Source organism: Sphingobacterium nematocida, from assembly GCF_900168125.1.
Classification (GTDB): domain Bacteria; phylum Bacteroidota; class Bacteroidia; order Sphingobacteriales; family Sphingobacteriaceae; genus Sphingobacterium; species Sphingobacterium nematocida.
Genome location: NZ_FUZF01000006.1, coordinates 38,492 through 60,947 on the forward strand (window position 1 = coordinate 38,492; position 22,456 = coordinate 60,947).

Consider the following 22,456-nt stretch of genomic DNA (forward strand, 5'->3'; position numbering starts at 1 on the left):
TGCTTACGCAGTGGCGGATTGCCAATTGTAGGAATGGTAATCCCTTGTGGCAAGCCGGCACAGTGACGAGTTTTGGTTAACTCCAATTCCAATTCGCCGCGCCAAAGATTTAAATCAATTGAATACGCTACTGTTTCACTATCTTTACACACTATTGTCCTCTTTAGTGATGAAAACCTATAGTGCCTATAGCGATGAATATCTGTTCTCTCTATCCCAAAATGGAGATAATGCGGCATTTGACGTGCTTTACGAACGGTTTTTCTCCTTATTATATGTGCATGCCCTTCGAAAACTTCAAGATTCGCAAGAGGCGAAAGATTTGGTACAGGATACATTCACGGCATTATATCAAAAAAAAGAAACTCTGGGAGAAATAGCCAATTTTTCAGGCTACCTCTATGTATTATTGAAGAATAAAATCCTCAATTTCTTGGAGAAGAAAAAGGTTAGGAGTAATTATTTGGAGAGCGTAGATTCCTACCAAGCCCATAGTTCTATCGAGAATTATGTGTTTGAGAAGGAGTTGCGTGCGCAGATAGAAGAAGGGATTAATTTATTGCCCGAGAAAATGCGTTTGGTGTTTGAGATGAGTAGATTTGATCATCTAACCCATAAAGAGATTGGCGAACAACTCAATATATCAGACAAAACCGTAAAAAGACAGATTGTTAACGCATTGAAAATCATACGTTCAAAAATAAATTTGTTGTTTTTTTAAAAACCTTCTACACCCAGAGTCATATCTACCTGTCTTAGTTTCAAAAGGCAGATTATGGATCCGAACTTTCAAGATTTACTTAAACGATACAACGAAGGAAATGTTTCTTCTGAGGAGAAGAGACAGGTTGAGATCTGGTACCTTTCGATTTGCAAAAATCCGACAAGCATAAATGCGGATGAGTTATCCCGATACTTTTCCGAAGGGCGGGATGAAATAAGGCAACAGTATAAAACCAAGCGAATCAATCCTATTTGGAGAAATATTGCTGCAGCTGCCGTGGTTTTTGTTTTTGTAGCTGGAGCTTACTTGATGAATCGTTCTGACAAAATTTCAAATAGCCAACTGGTAGCTATAGATAGCATTCTTCCTGGAGAAGAGACTGCCGTTTTTAGTATGGAGAATGGAGCTGATTTAGATTTGAAGACGATGGTCGCAGGTACAAAACTCAGCCAGGGAGGGGTCGAAATCATAAAGCTAGCAACTGGCGGAATAAAGATCAACCAAACAGGAACAGACCAAGTCAGAGCCAGTACAATTAGGACACCTAAGGGAGGTGAATTTGATATTACCTTGCCCGATGGATCTACAGTCAAGTTGAATGCAGACTCCGAGTTGAAGTTGCTGGCAGGATATAACAAAGATGATCGTAAGGTAGATCTTTCGGGAGAGGCTTTTTTTGATGTTCAAAAATCAACGAAGCCGTTTGTCGTGAGCACTGCAAATCAAAAAGTAACGGTATTGGGTACGCAGTTCAACATTAAAGCATATACCTCTGAATTGGAAACCACCACCAAGCTATTGCGTGGAAGTGTAAGGGTGAGCAACAACGGGTCAGGAAAGGAAATCTTGATGAAGCCAGGGGATCAGGTTGTCAATAGAGGTGATGAGCTGTTGGTTTCTTCGAAAGAGAAACAACAAGTAGATTGGGTGAATAAAGAGTTCATATTTAATGAAAAGACAGCGGAAGAATTAATGAACGATATCGCACGCTGGTACAATCTAGATATCGAGTTTGCAAATGAAGATGTAAAAAACAAACGTTTTACAGGTAGCATTGAGCGTTACTCAAAATTCACAAAGGTGATTGCTGTATTGGAAGCAACAGAAGTTTTAAACTTTGAAATCGAAGGAAGAAAAATAATCGTTAAATAATAGAAACTAACCGTTGACAGCCAAAAGATGAGGCCAAATATGCTCGAACATATCTGACCTCAATGGGTGTTAACATTTAATACTATGTCGTGAGAACTAAATAATTAACAAAACCAATCAAATTTATGAATTACAAAAGAGGAATACTAATGAAAATCCATTTAGTATGTGCCCTTATGGGAGCCGCTCTCCTGCAAAGTAAGGCATCCGTGTATGGGCAGTTGATCAATGTAAGCGCCAAAAATTTGTCGTTTAAAGAATTGATCCAAAAGATTGAGCGTCAATCGAACTTCAAGTTTGTCTATGAAGACCAGCTTATCCGTAGTTTGAATGCCCAGAATGTGAGTTTTGAGCAAAAAGACGTACGTGAGGTGTTGGATGCGTCAATAGGAGACCTGCCTATTCAATACGAAATTATAGACAATACCATCATTCTTAAAAGAGGGTTAAGCCAGCAACAGACAAAAGATGTTGTCGGTTTTGTGTTTGATAAAAATGGACTCCCTATCCAAAATGCTACCGTACGTGCAAAGGGGACTTTCCGTGCGACTGCGACGAATGAAAAAGGTCGGTTTGTATTAGGTATGTTGCCCAATGAAAAATATGTAGAGATCTCGATGCTTGGGTATCATACCAAAGAATTGAATACCAGTAGTAATCTAAGTCATGTCGTGCTAGAGCAGGTGCAATATGCCTTGGACGAATCCGTTGTGACTGTCCAGACAGGTTATCGCGCATTGACCGATGCGCAGTTGACCGGTTCTGTCTCTAGTATTAACCAAAAGGATTACGATCAGCGCGTTTCTGTGTCAGGCAATTTTCTGGAAAACCTAGAAGGTAAGCTTGCGGGTCTGGTATACAACCCACAATCCAATGACCTGTCTATCCGTGGTGTATCTACTTTCGATGCTGTACGCAAGCCACTGATCGTGTTGGATGGTTTTCCTACGGAGATTGATATCCAAAGCATTAACCCGAACGATATCATTTCAGTTAACGTATTGAAAGATGCCGCAGCTGCATCCATCTACGGATCGCGAGCGTCCAATGGAGTTATCGTCATAGAAACCAAGCGTGGGAAAATGGGCGGGACGAAGTTTAATCTCCGCGCAACGACGGCTATCCAGCCTCGTCCTAATTTTGACTACATGAATTACGCAAATTCATCTCAGCTTACCTCTATTTTGAAAGACAACTTGTTGATTGATAAACAGGCGGTACGTTCGGCATTGACGGGTAAACTGATGGGAAGTACGCCAGTTCACGATGCGGTGTTCGATTTTAAGGAGGGGAAAATTACACAAGCAGAATTAGATGCAAGAGTAGCAGCGTTAGGTGAATACGATAATCTTGAACAATATAGAGATTTGTTTTATCGCAAGGCTTTAACAAACCAGATCGATTTTGATTTAAGCGGAGGATCTGATAAACATACTTATCTTTTAGGAGCAAATTATCTAAGTGAAAGAGGAGACTATGTAGAAACAGATAATAAGCGAATATTATTGAACTTTGCTTCTACACACAGTCTTAATCGCTTGATGAATTTAGATTTTAAAGGAATCTACCGTAATGGAAGAAGCAAAAGCCCTTATCGTCAGGTAGGTGTTAATGACTTTCAGTCTTACGAAAGATTGGTGGATGCCAATGGTAATGCCTTGCCGGTATTATGGGGGGTAAATACTTTTGGTGGAAGCAGCCGATTTACGAGTATTATTCCTAGTAATAATGATTTAAATATGGCTAATGGGTTGTACGATCAGTTATATTATCCATACGCTGATGTGTTTAGAGCAAATAATACGGTTAATACCTCGGCTATTCGTTTTCAAGCTCGACTAAACACAAAAATTACCCCGTGGATGAATTTTGATTTAGGAGGTGCATACGAAGACGAGAGGAATCAGACAAATAGATTAATGCAGCAAGACTTTTTTGATTTGCGTCGTTTGTTGAATTATACGGCTACGAAAGATCCTGTAACTGGTCAAGCTGTTTTTAATAGAGTGCCAAAAGGAGATTTATTATCGCGAGATAATGAATCGGTGAAGAGTTATACTGTACGTGGGCAGTTTAACTTTGATTATGCAGATGCGTCGAAAGATCATCAAATATCAGGCTTGATAGGATCTGAAATTCGTAAAATTGAAAACAGTAATTATTTGACTTCTGTCTTTGGCTACGATGGGCAGTCATTAATTTATACACCGGTTGACTTTGTTTCCTTAATTAGTATGGGAAAGCCAGTATTTGGGAACACGCTTCCAGAGACAAGTATACCTTATGTAAATTATAGAAGCTATTTTGGTGAAAACTACGATGACAGACGCTTCGTTTCTTTCTATGCAGATGGTACTTATTTATATAAAAATAGATACGCATTAACAGGGAGTATACGTACCGATCAGTCCAACCTTTTTGGAACAGATCCTAAATATCGTTACAAACCATTCTACTCTATAGGTGCCAACTGGAGTATTCATAAAGAAGAATTTATGCAATCTGTTGCATGGGTCTCACTATTGAAATTGAGAGGAGCATATGGTGTTAATGGAAATACACCAACAACAGCAAATGGTCAGTACTTGATTCTTAATTCGGATCTAAACTATACCTACCTTCCTTTTGAAAAGTATTACGATGTGTTGTCTCCGGAAAATAGCTCCATGCGTTGGGAGCGTACGTCTACCTATAATGTTGGTTTGGACTTTGCCTTATGGGGTTACCGTTTATCAGGTAGTTTAGACTATTATCGTAAAAATTCTACAGATGTAATTGGATTATTAAGTTCTGACCCCACTTCTGGATTCAATTCCTATAATGCCAATACAGCTAGTATCGTGAATAATGGTTTTGAGATGCAGTTGACATCAACCAACATACAACGATCTAACTTCTCTTGGAAATCTCAGTTAACGGGTTCTTTCAACTTTAATAAAGTTAAAGATGTGTTAACAGCGCAGCCCACTGGTGTAGCAGGTCAAGTACCTTTAATTTCTCAGGTCGAACACGTTGCCGGAAGACCTATCGGTGCTTTGTATGCTTATAATTACGCTGGCTTGAACGAAAAGGGGCAGCCCGAGATTATAGATAAAAATGGCGATCGCCGTATGGTAAGTACTGCTACGACTGGTAGTAACTCAGAAATTACTATCGAGGATATGCTGTATATGGGTACAACGACACCAAAATATGTACTAGGTTTAAATAACCAGTTTAGCTTGGGGCAGTTCGATTTGTCATTCTTGCTTATGTACTATGGGGGGCATGTGATGCGTACACAGGCACCAGATCCTTATGTTGCTAATAGATCATTTATAGGTGAAGCATTGAATTACTGGAAAGAAGCTGGGGACGAAGCCACTACAGATATTCCTGGTTTTATGGTTACAGGTTCGGCTAACTATTTTAATGATTATGCAAAAACAGGATATACCTATGCAAATAAGTTTGTGAAGAAAGCAGACTTTATTCGCTTAAGAGATATTGTGTTGACATACCGTGTTAAAGAAGATTTTAGCAACAAATTTAAACTGTCTAATACGATGTTACGTTTCCAGGTTCAGAATCCTTTGAAATATACATTTAGTGATAATAGTATTGATCCAGACGCAATTAATAGATCGACTGGAGCACGTTCTTTACCAAGACCTGCAATGTACAGTATTTCATTATACACTAATTTCTAAACGACATACTCATGAATATTAAATATATAATCGGTTTAATAGTTGCAGCAAGTATTTTTTCTTCTTGCGACAAATACTTGGATGTTGAACCTAAAGGGATCGTTATTCCTAAACGATTTGAAGAGTTTAATGCCATCTTAAATTCTGAAACAAATACGAATTCATTTCCAGATCACCTGGCCTATGCCAGTGATGATATACACGCATCTTATTCTCCAGTCGCACAAGATCCAATCGCCAATGTATATTTTTGGAAGTCAATCATAGATGTAGATAATGATGCCTCTCCAGCTATATGGGGCACACTTTATCGTCAAATTTATAACACTAATATTATCATTAACAATGTTGAACAAACAACAGATGCAAGTGATGTGCAGAAAAAGAGTTTATTAGCTGAAGCTCTTGTCGAAAGGGCAAATGCCCATTTTATATTGGCAACAACTTTTTCTAAAGCTTATGATGCTGCTACAGCGAAGACCTTGCCGGGTATTCCTTGGGTAACCTATACCGATGTGACGAATATCACGCCGAGTCGTTCTACCCTACAAGAGACCATGGATAACATTATTGCCGACTTGAAAGAAGCTGAAGGTTATTTGAGTTCAGTTCGTCTAAATAAGACCCGTATAAATAAAGCAGTAGCTCAAGCTGTATTGTCAAGAGTATATCTGTATATGGAGAATTACACAGAGGCAAAAAAATATGCAGAGCTCGCAGCACAAGAACCTCATGAATTGAGAGATTATAATGACTATATCTCAGCTTATGAATTTCCTACACAAGAAATGGATCCAGAAATATTATGGTTAAAGACAACAAATGATTATACACTAGGTTTTTATATAAATTACTCTAATGATCTTATTAATCTCTTTGAACCGGATGATATGAGAATGATGATTCATGCTCAGGACTGGTATGGTAACGGTTGGTATGCACACGAAGAAAACGGTTGGGGTATGTACGGTATTCGTTTCGTTGAGCTTAAACTGACGCAGGCAGAAGCATTAGTTCATGCTAATGATTTGGATGGAGCTTTGGATATCATCAATGAAATTAGAGCGCTTCGCATTGCCAACTACGCATACGAGCCTATTGTTTCTTCAGATAAAAGTGAAGTTTTAGAATGGGTATTGACTGAGCGCAGAAAAGAGTTAGCATTCGGTTCTTCCCGTTGGATGGATATGAAGAGATTGGCTAAACAAGGCTTAGGTTCGAAAGCAACACGTCAGTCAGAAGATTTTGAAGATTTAATTTCTATAGATCCTAAGACCTATACATTTACCTTCGAGATTCCGTCCCGGGTATTGATGTTTAATCCAGGTATGCCAAAGAATTTTTAACAACATCTATATACTAAAATCTTAAATAATGAAGGTGTCTAAAAATAACTAATCGTAGTCACTGCGAGAGGTAAGTTTTTTAGCAAACACAAAGGAGGTTCGATGACAGGATACGTCACCTCGACCTTGTGGAGAGGTCTACAAACTGTATAGGATTAATATATAGCTTTTAGATTCCTCCGCTTCGGTCGGAATGACGACATAGTTTGTAAATCTGTCATTGGTAGCTTGATGAGCAGCCTATGCCGATTCTTGGGAATGGTGAGGCAAGGCCTCTTGCAAAGACGAGAATTCCGAGCTTTTTAGACACTTTCATCTAAATCACATTTATTATTATGAACAAGTTATTTACAGTAGCGCTATTGCTATTGAGTATGGTAAGCTATGCCCAAGAAAAATACTCGATTTTAGGTACTATTGCTGGGAATGCAGAAGGCAATAAGGTCTATTTATACAAAAATGATTATGCCCAAGATATCAAAGTAGACAGCACCGTTATCAAGAAAGGTAAATTCAAATTTAAAGGATCGGTGTCTTCACCGATGCTTTATCGGATTATTATCGATCGTACGCCAAAAGGAAAGGAGACTTCAGAACGTAATTTCACTTCTACTCACTTCTATTTAGAAAATTCTCCGATTACTTTTGAAACGCATATTGACAGTGTGACTACTTTTTATTACAATCCTAAAAAGAAGGCTGCAGTTGTCAAAGGTTCTAAAACTGAAGATGAACATACAGCCTTCAAAGCATCCTTAAAGGATAAAAAGATACAGATTGCGGCCCTCGATAAGGAGTATACGGAGAAATACCATCTGCCAACCATGGATGGTATTTTTAATACAGAAGAAGGGATACGCCTGACCAAAGCCATTCAACCGCTGGAAAAAGAGGTTAAAGCCGCAACGTTAGAATATATCCGTACCAATCCAAAATCAGTAGTTGCCTATGACCAAGCCCGGATGAATTTCTTAGGGATGTTTGTGGAGTTGACAGACGATGAGATTACAGGTCTCCAACAGCTTGTTAAAGCGGGATGGGAAGGAACAGAACGCTATACCAACTTTATGGAACTATCCGAAAAGGCCAAGAAGATGGCTTTGCATACAAAATATCAAGATTTTGAATTGGTAGATCCAGCAGGACAGAAAGTTAAGATATCTTCGTTGGTTCCCAAAGGGCAGTATTGTATGCTGGAGTTTTGGGCCTCATGGTGTGGGCCTTGTCGCGGAGAGATCCCACACTTGGTAAAAATAAATGAAAAATACAAAGATGCAGGTTTTAAGATCATAAGTATATCTATTGATGAGAAAGACGCTCAATGGCGAAAAGCGATGGAGGAGGAGAAGATGACTTGGACACAGCTGAATGATCCAAATGGCTTTAACGGCGAGATAACAAAGGCTTATAATATTCAAGGGATTCCTTTCGCGATATTGTTGGATCCAGAAGGACGTATAGTTGATTTCAATATGCGCGGAGCCAAGCTTGATGCAGCGTTATTGGATATTTATAAGTATTAATACGATATCACACACACTAACTATATAGCCTTAGGTAACACTTTACCTAAGGCTTTTTTTATTTACTATTTTGAATACCATTGATCGACTGTTGTTGGAAGGGTATTCGAGATAGCGTAGGGATTAGTTCGAGACTGTTTTAGGACATCTTCGGCTGCTGTTCGGTAGTTGTTTGGCTGTTGTTTGCCTTATTGCGGAAGGTTAGCCGGAGAGACGTCGAAGGCTAGTCGATGCTGTATCGAAGGAGTCCCGAGGTTGGTACGAAGGAATATCAGAGCTTGGTCGAAGCTATAGCGGAGTTGAGGGGACTTGAGCAGACTTAAGGGGACTTAAACGGACTTTGTATATGGTATTTGTTCCGATGTTTAATTTTTGTTAACTTGTAGGTTTTGAGTTTGTTGTGTGTTTTTAAGCCAATTGTCTTTATTATGGATGAGCTTGTCAAGAAAGTTGTTTCCCAAAAATTACGCAATCGAGGCGCTAACTATGGTCTTAGCGAAAAGAGTAAGCTTGCTAACAAGGATTTTACCTATGCCAGTAAGGTTAGTTCTAAGATATACCAACATGGTAAAAGGACTTGGCCTGAGATGGCCGAACGATCTGTTTTCAATCGGTTGACGAAGCGGGTGAGTAAGCTCGTTCGGTTGGACGAAGAACATGAGCTAGGACAGTTACGTATAGGCTATGGTAATAGCTCAGCTTTAAAAGACTTCCGTTGGAATAAGAAGCGGACCTTCTCAGGAATTGTCTCTTGGCAAACTGAGGTCCTCTATAATGAGAAAAAAAGAGATATTTTGGTGAAAATTCTAGATGACAAGATTTGGAGTCGTGCAGCGTATAATAGTCGAATCCGCTCACTATGCGTTCACTATCATGTCTTGAAAATTCCCTTTGAATTGGACGATGAAATCGACTTTCGCTACACCAAGGAGTTGCAGGTCTTTCCAGGTAAGGAGCCCCCGGCAAAAGAAACTACGTTTCCGATTCAGAACTGGGACGATTGCCTGATTATCGTGACGGGAGTGGTGCGCTGCCGTTTATGGCATCCCGGTGGCAAGGAAGATTATTTGTCCAACAGTCAAGCCTTTATGGCAGCCGATATACTAGAAGTCTTTCGGGTACGAGATGGGAAGTTAATGAAGGACGTGATTCGGGAATCAACACCTGTAGAGAAACCTATTCAAGAAGGAGGAACAGACTGGGTGTAGTGTTACTAAAAGCCTCGAAGCAGAAGATGCAGCGAGGCTTCTTAGTCGCTATTATGCGCATTGTTCGATGTTTTCGATTTTATTGGCTTCTTGTAGTTGATCTTGTTGTTTGAAATGGGTTTTCATAAAACTATTTGCTGAGGCTATAAAGTCTTCTAGTTGCCAAATTAACACTTCAATTTTTTTTCCATTCGCAAAATAGTTGCTAGAGAACTTGAATTTTTGTTGCGCTTTTATTAGTCGATTGAAAGATTTTTTGTCTTTTAGAGTGTTCCTTGGAAAAATTGATGATACATTTGGACAGATACTATCGCATAAATCCATTAAGTAATTTAAGTTTGTACTAGTTGGAATAAAATTATAAGAGTGTTTTATTAAACCCATGCAGATCTGTTCTATTGATAGGCCGATAATGTAATAGTATGTTTCTATTGTATGTTCTAAAACAGGTTCTTTGAGAGTGTTGTGCAGTACATAGGCGTTTTCAAAACGTTTGGTCCAAAAAAAGTTCTCGAATTGGACTGTAGAGCTGCTTTCTTTACTTATTATCGACGAGGATTTAAATTCATACCAATACTCCCCAATCTGCAATAGGTTACTACGAAATACATCACCCTTTTTCAATTTTTTTTCTACCTGCTCTGGTGTCTCTTGTATTAAAGTCACTTTAATCTTCTCTGGTAATAATTGCATAACGCAGTTTTGTAGATCCACAATGGGCTTGCTCTGATCAGCCATAATGGCAAAGAGATAATAATGGTGTATCTCGTTATGTGACTGTTGTACATTTAAGAGGTTGCACATGCTGTCTTGACGTGTCACATAAGCAAAACAATACAGCCCATGTACCTGACCATAGGTTTCCAGTGCATTGTGGATCAGATCCCGATGGTTGTTGTTGATGTTTGTTGACTTTTCCATATTGATTTTGGTTTTTATAATGTCAGTTTGTTGATGAGAGTCTGGGATATGGATAAACTTTTCCTCTATTTCTAGTAGTAACTCCTGTTCATAATCTTCTATCCATGCAAATGTTCGGTCGGCAATGTCTTTGCAGAATGCTATCTTTTGCAGATCGAGCACGAAGTTGTTTTTGTAGCGAGATCCTGTATAAGACTCTGTTAGTCTATTAATTGCTTGTTCCTCTTCCTTGCTTGTGAGTAGGTTTCCTAGGACCGGATCATAGGGCTTGAAAAAGTCGATATTTTGCTTTATTGAATGTGATCGTTCCTCCACGCCCAATAACAATTTTTGTGCTGTCCGTAATGATATTTCCAAAGCTTGATGGAGCATAAATGCAGCATTCGAGTACATTTCCTTTTCAGAATAAAGGTGGTAGCCTTCCATAAAGGCTATAATTTTGTCCTTTTCTCTTTTTATGTACTCCCTTGTTTGCTCCACGAGCTCTTCCTTACTAAGACTAGGAAGAGCTATCGAGTTTATATACTCGGGGTGAAGATAGATGCGGTTGCTGGGGTGGCAGTTGAGGTGTAAGCGACCAAGTCCATCGTTGATTCTAGATTGCACTTCTTTTGTGTTATAGAAGGTGAAGTGGTGGCCTTCTATTTGATTTAGAGCGCGCTCGCATCTTTCACGAAGGGTTCTACTGCGTTGTTTATTGTGCGTATGTATTTGCACAATAGTCTTTGTCGTCCCATTGCGCCTATAAGTCCATAGAAAGATCTCATCGACGGTAAGATGTTTAAAAATAATCTCGAAATTGGGTTCTAGTGCTGTCGTCATGGCCCTAGGTATTTTGGCTTTGCATGTTTTTGTTTCCATAGTTGTATCTGGTTTATATTTGTTTCGATTTTAGCTTTCTTGTTGTTCTAATACCGGACTGTTTATGAATTCGATTTCATCTTTGAAGGCTATCATATAGCCGAGTTCAAGTACTTTGGTTAGTGTTTGATAGACCCTACCAGTGTAGGTAGCATACGCTCCTATGTAGGAATTGGAAGAGAGTCCATATTGTAGCCAATCATATAGAATTTCCTGCCATTCAATTAACGTGAATATGCTTAAGCTCTCTAGTATTGCAAGTAATGGATTTTCTATAGTCTCTTTCTTAATATAATACAAGGTGACAGCTTCTCCTTTTTCTTCGATATTAATAGAGGTTGTTTCAGGGAAAATGGAGACTGTTGCATCATCTTCTAAATTGAAATTTGACCCTTCTTGCTCCGATAGTTGATTCAAGAACATTTCTAAGAATGAACATATGCAGCTATAGATGTGGACGAGATTTGCTCCTGAAAAGTGGCTGCTATTTGAGGCCGACCAAAAATGGTTTTCGGTTAGTACAGACTCGTACCAATATCGAATATCCTTGCGCCATCCGTTTAGATCATTTCGATCGAAAAACTCTTTAAGAGCCTCTATCGAGTAATTTCTTGGAGCTAACCATTCGGGAGGAATTACTTTTTGTTTAGGATTAAAAGGTAATGGGATATCTGTGGTGGATTCTTTCGTTGTTCCTATCCGGTTATGATAGTTTTTAGGTATTAACTCTTCATTGTATAGTTTATGAACCGGCAAAATGTAGTAGGGGTAGTCAAAATAGCCTTCTTGATTGTTTGTATATAGATAAAGGTATTTAGCTAAATAGTGAGTCAGTTCAATCAAGTTGATTAGATAGGGGTTGTAGTTATCATCATCTAGATAATAATATTTATCTGTTTGATTTCTAAGAACGTCATCAAGTTGTACGAGCCAGTTTTCTAGTGATTGTCTTTCAAATAGATATTCAAAAAATCGGTTTGCTTCAATTGCTAATTCGTATTTGTGATAAAGGACAAATGCATACTCGAGTTGTTCTACGAGATTTTGGTGAACAAATGTCGGATCGTACATCGGGTATCGTTGTTGGACGGAACCAGAAGATAAGAAGACATATATCTTCTCTTGCCATAGTTCTAGATCTATTCTTTCAAAAAAGAAGCATAGAAATCCTTTAGGATCTTCAATATTTTCCTTACTTAAATACCTAAAATGTTTTGCTTTCAGTTTCTTTTGCGTATTTTTCATCATAATTATTGATTTGTAAGTTGTCATAAGATCGAAATAAGTAAGGCGTATTGTTTTACCCGCCTGCTCATATGATTTCTTAATAGTCGCATTGTTGAACAAAATCTAGAAACCATTACGGCACCGACAATGGTTTCATTGCATTTGTTCTGTAATCGTAAATTGTGCGTAGGATAAATGAACTCACAAGTTCAAATGGTCGGATATCCCGTTTTGGGATACTATTTTATAATTGTTAACCAAATTTAAGATAAATATTTTTCTTAAACAAGATGAAAGAGAAAATAATTTATAACATCAAAGATCGTGTAGTTCAGATAGCGCAGGAGAAGGGAATTAATAAATTGGATTTTTTCAATGAGTTAGGACTTTCTTATGGTAATTTTAAGGGAGTTCAAAAGCAATCTGCACTTAGTTCTGATGCTTTGGCTATGATTTTATCTGTTCACAAAGATATTAGCCCTTCTTGGCTGATAGTCGGGGAAGGTGAGATGTTCCGTGATACATCAAGTATTGAAGAACGTGCCGAAACGTATTTAAATGCGGAACTTGAAGGAGTGAGCAATGCCGTAATCCACTCGATGCAGCGTGTTATATCCTCTCAAGAAGTCACCATCAAATCCCAAGAGAAGACAATTTTCTCCTTGGAGAAGCAATTAGCGCTACTAGAGCGCGAAATATCATTATTAAGAAAAGACTAATTATATGGATAATCTATCACTTACTATCAAAGAACGAATCCTGTTGATAGCAGGGCATGCTAAATTGAGTAAAATTGAGTTTTTTAAAGACCTAGGGCTTTCCTATGCTAATTTCAAAGGGGAGCAGAAGAAATCTGGTTTGAGTTCAGACGCACTGCTTAAAGTACTGTCCAAATATCCAGAATTAAGCCCTTCTTGGCTATTGCTCGGAGAGGGGGAGATGCTTAAACCTACTGCGGCACCAACCCCTGTAACCGTTGAAAAAAATCCCTCCGCTCCCAAGGGGTATGTGGCCCCTCTGTCGGATAGTGAGTTACAGTTTGCATTGTACGATGCTTTCAAAGAATTGAGCGCGCTGATCGAAGAGCAGTCACTGCACTTACGTCAATTGGCAAAGCGCGTAGAAGAGTTGGAGAAAAAGGGGAAAGATAGCAAGAAGAAGAAAAAGAAGAAGTAACGAGTCGGAGACTCGTTATAGCGTATTAGATAGTCAATATGAGCAGAAGATTTTGGCGCGTATGTTTGATGGCATGTATGCTATCTGTGTTTTTAGTTAATGCACAAACCAAAGAATGGAGACCGGTGTATACTTCGCGTTGGGAGCATCTTTTATCTTCACCGGAGGATAAGTTATCTGTTATCGGGGTGCTTTGTACAGAAGCATCTATTACCGTGTTAGACTCTACACGGACACATTATAAAATCAGAGTTAGCAATGGAGATGTTGGCTATATTGTCAAGCAACCCCTGGCTACGAGGATGTTCTCAAAAAGATCTGCAGGAGAACCAGCCCAGTATTTCTACCGTGGTTCAGAAGGACAGCAGGGCCCCCATCTGTATGTACAGGCTGCCGAGCTACGGGTGCGCAACCAACCCTCTGCAGAGGGCAAGATCGTACGCCGTGCGCGTCTTAATGAACATACTTCGCTGGATTACTATCCTTTGTATAAGGATGGTTGGGTATATATAGGTGATCATTTTCATGAGCAACCTGAGTATATACAAGCCAAGTACCTAGGGATGGAACTGACTTATGACCAACTATTAAAAGCCTACCTCGAGGTAAAAGGCAAAGGTATAGCCGAAGAATTGAATGCTGTTGGCCGCCTTCGTGAGATAGGATGGTCCAGTACTAAAGATGAGATGTTACAGGCGCTCCGTTATTATCAGGAATCTTGGGAGCGTTCCGGTCAAAGCAATCCTAAGGTTGATATCGATTTTGAGTTGCTACTTGCTTCCCAGCTCCAAAATTTGGGCTATGAGAAATATGAAAAGGAGCTGAAAAAACTCGATATGCACTTTTTGATAAAGGGGACATCACTGTGGGATGGTAAGATGACCGACAAGCAAGCGCTCGCGTTGAATCTCAGCAAAGTGCAAGATATCCCCGACTCGCCAGAGTGTGGCTGGGAGCCGCTCTATTTTTACCAATCAGCAGATCTTATCCTAGCATTTGAAGAGAATTATCCAGCAAAAAATAAAATGGTTGGCTCAGTGTATACGATGACTTTTGCAGATCAACAAGCGCTGGTGTTGGGCAAGGAAATTATTGATAACAGATACAGCGAATTAGACTTCATCACTAAATTTGGACACCTTCTTTCGGTAGACTGGGCGGGCAATCCGCACTACTATCGTATTGCCAATGGCGATGCCGGATTCTATGCGATCACCTTTAAAAACGGCGTGCCTGTTGCTTTTGAGTCCGTTTATTATTGTTAAGTAATAATTAATCGACAAAACATCTATCTTTGATTAATATTTTTTTTCAATATCTAGTTACCGATTTGATAATCAAGTGTCTGAAACCGATAAAAAATTTATAATTTGGCCGGGCTTGAGGACACTTCTTGATTCATTTTGAGATTCTTAATTGATTGCGGGCATGACGGGAATAGAAACGCTTTTCAAAGAGTATTTTGTACGATTGACGGTTTATGCGTATCCGTTTGTCAATTCGGAAGAAATAGCTAAAGATATAGTCCAAGAAGCCTTTGTTATCCTGGTCGATAGGGCAGATATTCTTGCTCGCCCTGAGCAAGTCATCAAAAGCTTTCTTTACACTACAGTCAAAAACCAATGTTTAAATCATAAAAGAAGGGAAGCAACTGCTGAGAAGGTACATACTGTACTGCGTGCGGAAGAGGAGGATAGTGTCGATCAGCTAACCAATCTGATTCGAGCAGAGGTGGTTGGTGTACTTCATCATCAGCTTTCGACATTGCCTGATAAATGTCAGCATATCTGTAAACTGATTTATTTTGACGGTAAAAAATATGAAGAGGTTGCCAAATTACTGAATATAAGCCTAAATACGGTTAAGAGCCAACGACAGCGTGCGCTCCGGATATTGAAAAGTAAGCTTATGCCAATCTTGATTACTTTCTTTAGAATTTTATTTATCTAATAATCAGTTTGTTGAAATTTTATTGAAATCAAAGCAGACTTACGCTCACCCTTTTGTGATTTTCAAGTTACTTAGTTATAAATTATGATAGAAACCGATAAAATTGTATTTGCAGAATTTGCATCTATGCTGGCTGCTGGTCAAGAGCTAGACCCTCAGCAAGAGGCCATATTAGCCCATTTATTGGAGAAATACCCCAATGGTCATACCTATTTGCGGGATATAATCGAAAGTGGAAAAGTAGAAACGCCTGTCGACCCTAGAAGGATAGATGTCTATGAAGAATGGTTAAGGTTCAATGTAAGCACTCCGGTAAATCCAGATACTTCCATTGGTTTTAGGTCTTCGTGGAGAATCTACACTGCTGTTGCTGCCGCTGTGATTTGTGTTTTGCTATTCGCGATTTTGTGGTTTGTTAGAAGCGGTCGACCCGATTATATTATTGAGGATAAGCTGTATGGACAAAAAAATGATGTTTTGCCCAATGATGAGCAAGCTATTTTCGAGGTGGATGGTAAACTGTTTAAAAAACTTGGTTCGGATGATTTGGGAAAAATTCCCGATTCAACCAACAAAATGAGCCGCAGACAAAAGGTTATTACACCCATTCGTTCTTCGTACGCAATCGTATTGTTTGATGGATCAAAAGTGTGGCTCAGCCCCGAATCTGAGGTTGAATATTTATCTACATTTTCAAGTCATGAACGTAAGGTTAAACTGAGGGGAGAGGCTTTTTTTGAGATTGCCCGGGATACAAGCAGACCCTTTATTGTAGAAGTTGATGGGCTAGAGATCCGTGCTTTAGGAACAGCATTCTCGGTCACAAATTATAATAAAGAAGAACCACAGGTATTATTGACAGAAGGTCGTCTACAATTGATAACACCCGATAGTGAAAGAATCATAGAGGCCGGTTACCAAGCGGATGTAGTTGCTGGAAAATTGCACGCCGGTGTTTCTACACATTTGGAGGATGCGCTGGGGATAAAAGAAGGCTTCTTTAATTTCAATAATAAGGATATCACAACCATTCTTACGGAAATAAAACGTTGGTATGGTGTGCGATTAGAGATAGATAGAGAAGTGGAGAAGAAAAGATATTCGGGTAGTATTGAACGTAATGTTACCCTCGCTAAGGTCTGTTCTGTATTAAAAGATCTTACAGGATACCAATATATAATCGATGGAGATAAACTAATTGTACTATAATAAACCTAAGAAATGGAGGGAGATATATGAGATAAATTACACTACCAAAAGATAAACTAAGCGAAGGTACTGCCATACCTCCGCTAATGATGAATTCAAATTTGTTATAAACCATTAAATTCTCTACAAATTTATGAATATTAAAAAATATTCAAAAGCCGACGTGTCCCTCACCAAACGGGAAGCTCGGCTTTTGAAAACGCTGATTAAGATGAAATTGACAGGTTTAATTTTAGTAACCTCAATGTTCGCCAGCTTCGCTACGACCAACGGTCAAATAACACTAAATGTTAAAAACGGAAAAGTTGAACAGGTTTTGGGTACAATCTCAAAACAAACGGGGGTACGATTTGTATATGAACACGGCCTTTTGGCTTCTGAAAGGACAACGATTCTTGTCAAAGACGAAAGTTTGGATCAATCACTGGAAAAGATGTTCGCTACCAGTGATCTTACTTTTACAATCCATAATAATACCGTGGTAATAAAAAGGGATGAAAGATCAATAGCTCATACCGCGAGACAACAATCTATCTCTGGACGTATTGTAGACAGTCAAGGCAATCCGGTGTCTGGCGCGACTATCGCTGTGAAAGGCGGGAGATCAACAGCTTCTTCGGGAGAAGGTAGTTTTTCGGTCGTCGGCAAGCTCGGTGATGTACTAGAAGTAAGATACTTTGGGTTTAAAACCCAGGTGGTGACGGTCGACAAGCTAGAAGGGCTGCAGATTATTTTGCAGGAAGAGGTTGATGCATTGGATGAGGTGGTTGTAGTTGGTTATGGTAAACAACGGAAGGCCAACCTAACTGGACCCATAAGCTCTGTAAATGCCGATCAACTAAAAAATATTGCGCCATCTAATCTCTCTAACACATTGGCGGGACGTGCGCCTGGTGTCAATGTGACCAATACCTCAGGGATGGCAGGAGCTTCATCTAGTTTACGGATACGGGGAAGTTTTGCCGAACCTCTATATGTCATCGATGGAATAGTTCGTGATAAAGCGGCTTTTGATGCGCTAGAAGCCAATGAGGTAGATCAAATGAGTTTTCTGAAAGACGCTGCTACAGCTGCGGTGTATGGAACAAGGGCAGGGAATGGTGTGGTGGTCGTAACGACTAAAAAAGGAGTTAACCAGGCCCCGGTATTTAATGTGCAAAGTAGCTACAACTTTAACACACCTACACAGACTTTACTCGCAGATATAACAACTGCGGCGGACGAACTGACTTATCAGAATCGTGTTGCTCAGTTTAATTGGGAGCAAGGTGATCGTAAGAATCCTTTTGTCGCTCCGAACGGTAAGGAGGAGTTTGACTATTTTCTGGATAAAAAATATAGCGTCAATGATGTCATCTGGCGCAATCCTTTCAGTCATCGTCAATCTATTTCAGTGACAGGCGGAGGGGATAAGATCACCTATTATAATCTGGTAAGTTATCGTAAAGAATTAGGTTCATACAAGACACTAGAACACGAAAAGTTTAATTTACGGAGCAACGTTAGCGCCCAATTATCTGATGATTTTAGCGTTGATGTAAATATTGCAATGAACCAGACAAACTCAGAGCGTTTCTTTTGGCCTTTTAGTACTTCGGCTAATGATGATGATTTTGATGTGGCTGATTTTTACCGGGTTACCTTTAATTGGCCTAAGATGTATCCATTTTATCTAAATGCAGACGGCTCTCCAAGTGATACCCCAACAGCGTATCCTGTCCAGACCCCTATGGGCTCTTGGCAAGCATGGAATGTTATCGATCAGGTAATCGGAAATCGGTATGTGAATCGTAAGGTAAGAGAGGTAAATCCAATTCTTACATTGAACTACAAATTAGATAAGCTGGTAGAAGGACTCTCGACTAAGGTTGTAGGTTCGTATGTCGCTCAGGATTATATGAAAAAGCGATTTATGACTTTTCAAAAAAACTATACTTTCACCTCCTTAGACCCGAATGGTAATAGGTTTATCCCTGCACCTCCTTCGGAAGATAAAATCAATGTGTTTACCTTTAGCCAGGCACAACCATTTATGGATTATTTTCCGGAAAGGACCTGGCAATATCAGGTCAACTGGTTCTTGAATTATAGCCGTAAATTTAATAAACACGCAGTGGATGCCGTCTTGGTTTACGAACAGTTTAAGGCGGGCGGGACTTTCATTAACTCTCGTGCGGAGAATCCTATTGTGAGTCTAGATCAGATGTTTATCTATCCAACAGACCGCAATTTTAGATCGACGACAGCCAGAGAGGCCGTTGACTCTCGAAGAGGAGTGATCGGACGTGCTAACTACAATTATGCCGATCGCTATATCGCTGAGTTCTCTTTCCGCTATGATGGATCGCCATTATTTCCCAATGACAAGCGGTGGGGATTTTTTCCTTCTATGTCTGCTGCCTGGCGGATATCTGAGGAAAGTTTCTTTACCAACTTAAAAAATACTATAAATGACTTCAAACTTCGTGCTTCTTATGGTTCGACAGGTAATGATCTGAATGTAAGTGCCGAACGCATCGGACAGTTTTTATACCGAGAAAAGTATACGCCGAATGGAGGTTCTATTTTTGGGGACCGTTATTATAATGGCATCGCCTATGGAAATAATCCTACACAAAACCTAACGTGGACTACTTCCAAAAGTTATAACGTAGGAATTGACTTTGCTATGCTAAATAGTAGATTGAGTGGTTCTTTGGATGGCTTTGTGCGAAAGGAAACTGATATTCTAGGGCGTAAACAAAATACTTTACCTGATACCTATGGGCGTGAGCTGGCTCCGGAGAACTATGCCGCCCGAAGTTATAGAGGAGGCGAGTTTTCTTTGAATTGGAATGACCGTATCGGAGAGGTATCCTATGGCATCAGCGCTAATATGGGATATGCAAAGGACAAATGGGATATCTATGATGAAGAACCTGCCTATGCCGCAGGGGGAGCCCAAAATTTTAGATCTAGGGTAGGTAGACCGGAAAATAGGATTGTTGGTCTTGAGGCTATAGATCTAGTCCGTACCCAAGAGCAACTTGACGCGCTCAAAAGTAAAGGATTTAAAACCTATGGACGGGATCCTTATTTGGGAATGATTTTATATAAAGATCAACGCGGGGTGAACTATTCGGATGGACCGGATGGGAAGATTGACGGCAATGACATGGTGTTATTGTCCGATAATAATACACCGCGGATCAATTACGGTTTCGGTTTGAACGGTTCTTGGAAAGGTATTTCAGTTTCTGCACTCTTCCAAGGTGTATTGGCTTATGATCGTATCATTAGTAACCTAGATGGACCAGGTATCCGGCAACATGGTGGCGGGTTTCGACCGTACTATCCAATATGGGCAGACGATGTGTGGACCGCTGAAAATCCGGGAGCTAAGTACCCAAGGGTCGTAGGTGCCAACTGGGCCGAATCTGGGACTGAAGCATCTTCTTTCTGGATTCGTAATGGAGCTTATTTACGCCTTCGGGATCTCAATATCTCGTACAGCTTGCCTTTGAGGGTGACTGATCGTATGAAGATTAAAGGGGTTAACGTTTTCTTTAATGGCACGAATATGTTCGTATTCTCCAAAATGACCGAATTCCATGATCCGGAGCAGAAGATGTACGACTCGTATCCGGTGATGAAAACTTATGCGGTAGGTATTGATGTTAAATTTTAAATGTGCACGACAATGAAGAAGATATTTTATATGGTTATAGCGTCGGTTCTAATTACCACGTCCTGTAAAAACGTGCTCAATATTGATGATTTGAATTCCTTAGATGAAGATAAGGTATGGAATGATCCTAATCTTGTCAACGCTTACTTAGCGAATCTCTATCAGCTTTTTGGGAACTGGGAGGTGTCCTTAGATAATAACTCCGAGCAGTTAATCGGGATCACCTTTCCGCTGGATGCGGTGACGGTAAATAGTACCTCTTATAAAGCATGGGACTATACAAGGATACGTCAGATCAATACCGCTATTCAAAAAATCAATGAAAGTACAGGGCTAGTCAAAGAGACGAAGGATAATGCATTGGGTCAGCTACTTTTTATGCGAGCCTATATGTATTTCAACATGGTTAAGCACCACGGTGGAGTTCCGTATATTACAGTGCCTCAGGCTTTGACCAGTGCTGATTTGCAGGTTACTCGAAACAGTACCAAGGAGTGTTTTGATCTGATGATAAAGGATCTAAATGATGCGATATCCTTGTTGCCAGAGACTATTCTTAAAAGTAGTTCGGATTACGGGAAGATCGATGGCAACTATGCTGTAGCTTTTAAGGCAAAGGTGTTACTCTACAAGGCTTCGCCACAATTTAATCCGAGTAATCCATTTGGGAATGCCTACTGGGCAGAGGCACATACAGCAAATAAAGCAGCTTATGATCAGCTCAAGGCAAATGGATATGGATTGACGGCCGAATATCAAAATATTGCTTTGCAGGAAAAAGGTGCCGAAGCGGTATTTGTGGTAATTAATCAATACCCTAATAAAGTGGCCAATTGGGATAATGGTGTACGCCCTGGCTCTGAAAGTCGCGGTCCTGCCGCGGCCGTTCCATCATGGGAGTTTGTGAAAGCCTTTCCTATGAAAGATGGTAAACTCTATAACGATCCGACAAGTATTTATTTCAAAACAGACGATCAGTTTTTACAGTCCTATTGGGAAAATAGAGATCCCCGTTTTGACAAATCTATAGTGTGGAATGGGAAGATTTATGAGGTCTCGGGCAAAGTCGGTAAAAGACAATATACAGGAGTAGGAGTGGCAACGGCTTTGGATGATTTTGGCGTAAATCCTAAAGCGAATACCCCTTCAGAGAATCTGAATAGATATAGTGGTTTCTTTATCTTAAAAAATTCGAAACTGTCACTCAAGCAAACTGAGGTACAGACACAGTATGATGTCGATTATATTGTTATGCGATTTGCTGAAGTTATGTTGAATTATGCAGAGACTGCCAACGAGACAGGTGATTTTAATACTGCGATGGGGATTTTGAAAGAAATCCGTGTCCGTGCAGGAATTGAAGCTGGTGTTGATGGTACGTATGGTATCAAGGCGACAGATAAAGCAAGCCTTAGAGATGCTATATTAGCCGAAAGAAATATCGAATTCTCGTTTGAAGGTCACCGTTTTTGGGACTTGAGAAGAATGAGACGCTTGGACCAGTTGAATAATAAAACGAAATTTGGCGTGGAGGCGATTGCTGTTAATCCAGACGGTTCTGAGATGGATCTGACTGCTGCTGCTAATCTGGCAAAGACGTATCAATTGAAAGAAAATCAGTTTAAGTATAGCGTACGACAGGTACCAAATACGGGGGCAAAGGTAAATATTGTACCAGATACGTATTACTTTTTCCCTATTTCGCAGTCGTCAATAGATAAAAATCCGAAATTGTTGCAGAATAAAGATTGGGGAGGTACATTCAATCCGACACTGGAATAATGATTTAATAAATAAAGGCAC

The 22,456-nt window shown here is 39.8% G+C and carries 15 protein-coding genes; 13 read left to right on the forward strand and 2 right to left on the reverse strand.

Annotated elements, in window-relative coordinates; genetic code table 11:
• Positions 1-169 precede the first annotated feature (169 nt).
• The 6 genes from B5X76_RS08750 to B5X76_RS08775 all read left to right on the forward strand — a co-directional run bounded on the left by B5X76_RS08750 (position 170) and on the right by B5X76_RS08775 (position 9,642).
• A complete protein-coding gene (locus tag B5X76_RS08750; RefSeq protein WP_079642736.1) occupies positions 170-721 on the forward strand; it encodes an RNA polymerase sigma factor in 552 nt (183 codons plus the stop codon).
• Between the two features lie 54 nt (positions 722-775).
• A complete protein-coding gene (locus B5X76_RS08755; RefSeq protein WP_079642737.1) occupies positions 776-1,876 on the forward strand; it encodes a FecR family protein in 1,101 nt (366 codons plus the stop codon).
• Between the two features lie 149 nt (positions 1,877-2,025).
• Complete coding sequence (locus B5X76_RS08760; protein WP_176141022.1) at positions 2,026-5,565, forward strand: SusC/RagA family TonB-linked outer membrane protein; 3,540 nt, start codon at positions 2,026-2,028, stop codon at positions 5,563-5,565.
• Positions 5,566-5,576: 11 nt separating this feature from the next.
• Positions 5,577-6,911 carry a RagB/SusD family nutrient uptake outer membrane protein gene (locus tag B5X76_RS08765; protein WP_079642739.1) on the forward strand — a complete coding sequence of 445 codons (1,335 nt, stop codon included), beginning with the start codon at positions 5,577-5,579 and terminating at the stop codon, positions 6,909-6,911.
• 335 nt (positions 6,912-7,246) lie between these two features.
• Positions 7,247-8,434 carry a TlpA disulfide reductase family protein gene (locus B5X76_RS08770; RefSeq protein WP_079642740.1) on the forward strand — a complete coding sequence of 396 codons (1,188 nt, stop codon included), beginning with the start codon at positions 7,247-7,249 and terminating at the stop codon, positions 8,432-8,434.
• A 428-nt stretch (positions 8,435-8,862) separates the two neighbouring features.
• Positions 8,863-9,642: a hypothetical protein gene (locus tag B5X76_RS08775; RefSeq protein ID WP_079642741.1), complete on the forward strand. Its 780-nt coding sequence runs from the start codon at positions 8,863-8,865 to the stop codon at positions 9,640-9,642.
• Positions 9,643-9,693: 51 nt separating this feature from the next.
• Here the strand turns inward: B5X76_RS08775 and B5X76_RS08780 are convergent, their stop codons facing one another.
• Both B5X76_RS08780 and B5X76_RS08785 read right to left on the reverse strand, forming a co-directional pair.
• The gene (locus B5X76_RS08780; RefSeq protein WP_079642742.1) at positions 9,694-11,424 is read right to left on the reverse strand and encodes a HEPN domain-containing protein; all 1,731 of its coding nucleotides are present in this window, start codon (positions 11,422-11,424) and stop codon (positions 9,694-9,696) included.
• A 30-nt stretch (positions 11,425-11,454) separates the two neighbouring features.
• Entirely contained in the window at positions 11,455-12,672 is a 1,218-nt protein-coding gene (locus tag B5X76_RS08785; protein WP_139375248.1) for a hypothetical protein, read from the reverse strand.
• 269 nt (positions 12,673-12,941) lie between these two features.
• On the opposite strand from B5X76_RS08785, the gene B5X76_RS08790 reads away from it, so the two are divergent.
• From B5X76_RS08790 to B5X76_RS08820, 7 genes are all read left to right on the forward strand, one after another.
• Positions 12,942-13,370 (forward strand): hypothetical protein, encoded by a 429-nt coding sequence (locus B5X76_RS08790; RefSeq protein WP_079642744.1) that lies wholly within the window; start codon positions 12,942-12,944, stop codon positions 13,368-13,370.
• A gap of 4 nt (positions 13,371-13,374) precedes the next feature.
• Positions 13,375-13,827 (forward strand): hypothetical protein, encoded by a 453-nt coding sequence (locus tag B5X76_RS08795; protein WP_079642745.1) that lies wholly within the window; start codon positions 13,375-13,377, stop codon positions 13,825-13,827.
• A gap of 38 nt (positions 13,828-13,865) precedes the next feature.
• A complete protein-coding gene (locus B5X76_RS08800) occupies positions 13,866-15,092 on the forward strand; it encodes an SH3 domain-containing protein (RefSeq protein WP_139375249.1) in 1,227 nt (408 codons plus the stop codon).
• A 163-nt stretch (positions 15,093-15,255) separates the two neighbouring features.
• Complete coding sequence (locus tag B5X76_RS08805) at positions 15,256-15,777, forward strand: RNA polymerase sigma-70 factor (protein ID WP_079642747.1); 522 nt, start codon at positions 15,256-15,258, stop codon at positions 15,775-15,777.
• A gap of 84 nt (positions 15,778-15,861) precedes the next feature.
• A complete protein-coding gene (locus B5X76_RS08810; RefSeq protein ID WP_079642748.1) occupies positions 15,862-16,986 on the forward strand; it encodes a FecR family protein in 1,125 nt (374 codons plus the stop codon).
• 133 nt (positions 16,987-17,119) lie between these two features.
• A complete protein-coding gene (locus B5X76_RS08815; protein ID WP_245801012.1) occupies positions 17,120-20,653 on the forward strand; it encodes a SusC/RagA family TonB-linked outer membrane protein in 3,534 nt (1,177 codons plus the stop codon).
• 12 nt (positions 20,654-20,665) lie between these two features.
• Complete coding sequence (locus B5X76_RS08820) at positions 20,666-22,435, forward strand: RagB/SusD family nutrient uptake outer membrane protein (protein WP_079642749.1); 1,770 nt, start codon at positions 20,666-20,668, stop codon at positions 22,433-22,435.
• Positions 22,436-22,456 lie beyond the last annotated feature (21 nt).

Coding starts and splice junctions, on each gene's coding strand:
- B5X76_RS08790 (WP_079642744.1), top strand. CDS start 12,942: ATGAAAGAGAAAATAATTTATAACATCAAAGATCGTGTAGTTCAGATA.
- B5X76_RS08800 (WP_139375249.1), top strand. CDS start 13,866: ATGAGCAGAAGATTTTGGCGCGTATGTTTGATGGCATGTATGCTATCT.
- B5X76_RS08810 (WP_079642748.1), top strand. CDS start 15,862: ATGATAGAAACCGATAAAATTGTATTTGCAGAATTTGCATCTATGCTG.
- B5X76_RS08785 (WP_139375248.1), bottom strand. CDS start 12,672: ATGATGAAAAATACGCAAAAGAAACTGAAAGCAAAACATTTTAGGTAT.
- B5X76_RS08805 (WP_079642747.1), top strand. CDS start 15,256: ATGACGGGAATAGAAACGCTTTTCAAAGAGTATTTTGTACGATTGACG.
- B5X76_RS08750 (WP_079642736.1), top strand. CDS start 170: ATGAAAACCTATAGTGCCTATAGCGATGAATATCTGTTCTCTCTATCC.
- B5X76_RS08780 (WP_079642742.1), bottom strand. CDS start 11,424: ATGGAAACAAAAACATGCAAAGCCAAAATACCTAGGGCCATGACGACA.
- B5X76_RS08775 (WP_079642741.1), top strand. CDS start 8,863: ATGGATGAGCTTGTCAAGAAAGTTGTTTCCCAAAAATTACGCAATCGA.
- B5X76_RS08755 (WP_079642737.1), top strand. CDS start 776: ATGGATCCGAACTTTCAAGATTTACTTAAACGATACAACGAAGGAAAT.
- B5X76_RS08815 (WP_245801012.1), top strand. CDS start 17,120: ATGAATATTAAAAAATATTCAAAAGCCGACGTGTCCCTCACCAAACGG.
- B5X76_RS08820 (WP_079642749.1), top strand. CDS start 20,666: ATGAAGAAGATATTTTATATGGTTATAGCGTCGGTTCTAATTACCACG.
- B5X76_RS08760 (WP_176141022.1), top strand. CDS start 2,026: ATGAAAATCCATTTAGTATGTGCCCTTATGGGAGCCGCTCTCCTGCAA.
- B5X76_RS08795 (WP_079642745.1), top strand. CDS start 13,375: ATGGATAATCTATCACTTACTATCAAAGAACGAATCCTGTTGATAGCA.
- B5X76_RS08770 (WP_079642740.1), top strand. CDS start 7,247: ATGAACAAGTTATTTACAGTAGCGCTATTGCTATTGAGTATGGTAAGC.
- B5X76_RS08765 (WP_079642739.1), top strand. CDS start 5,577: ATGAATATTAAATATATAATCGGTTTAATAGTTGCAGCAAGTATTTTT.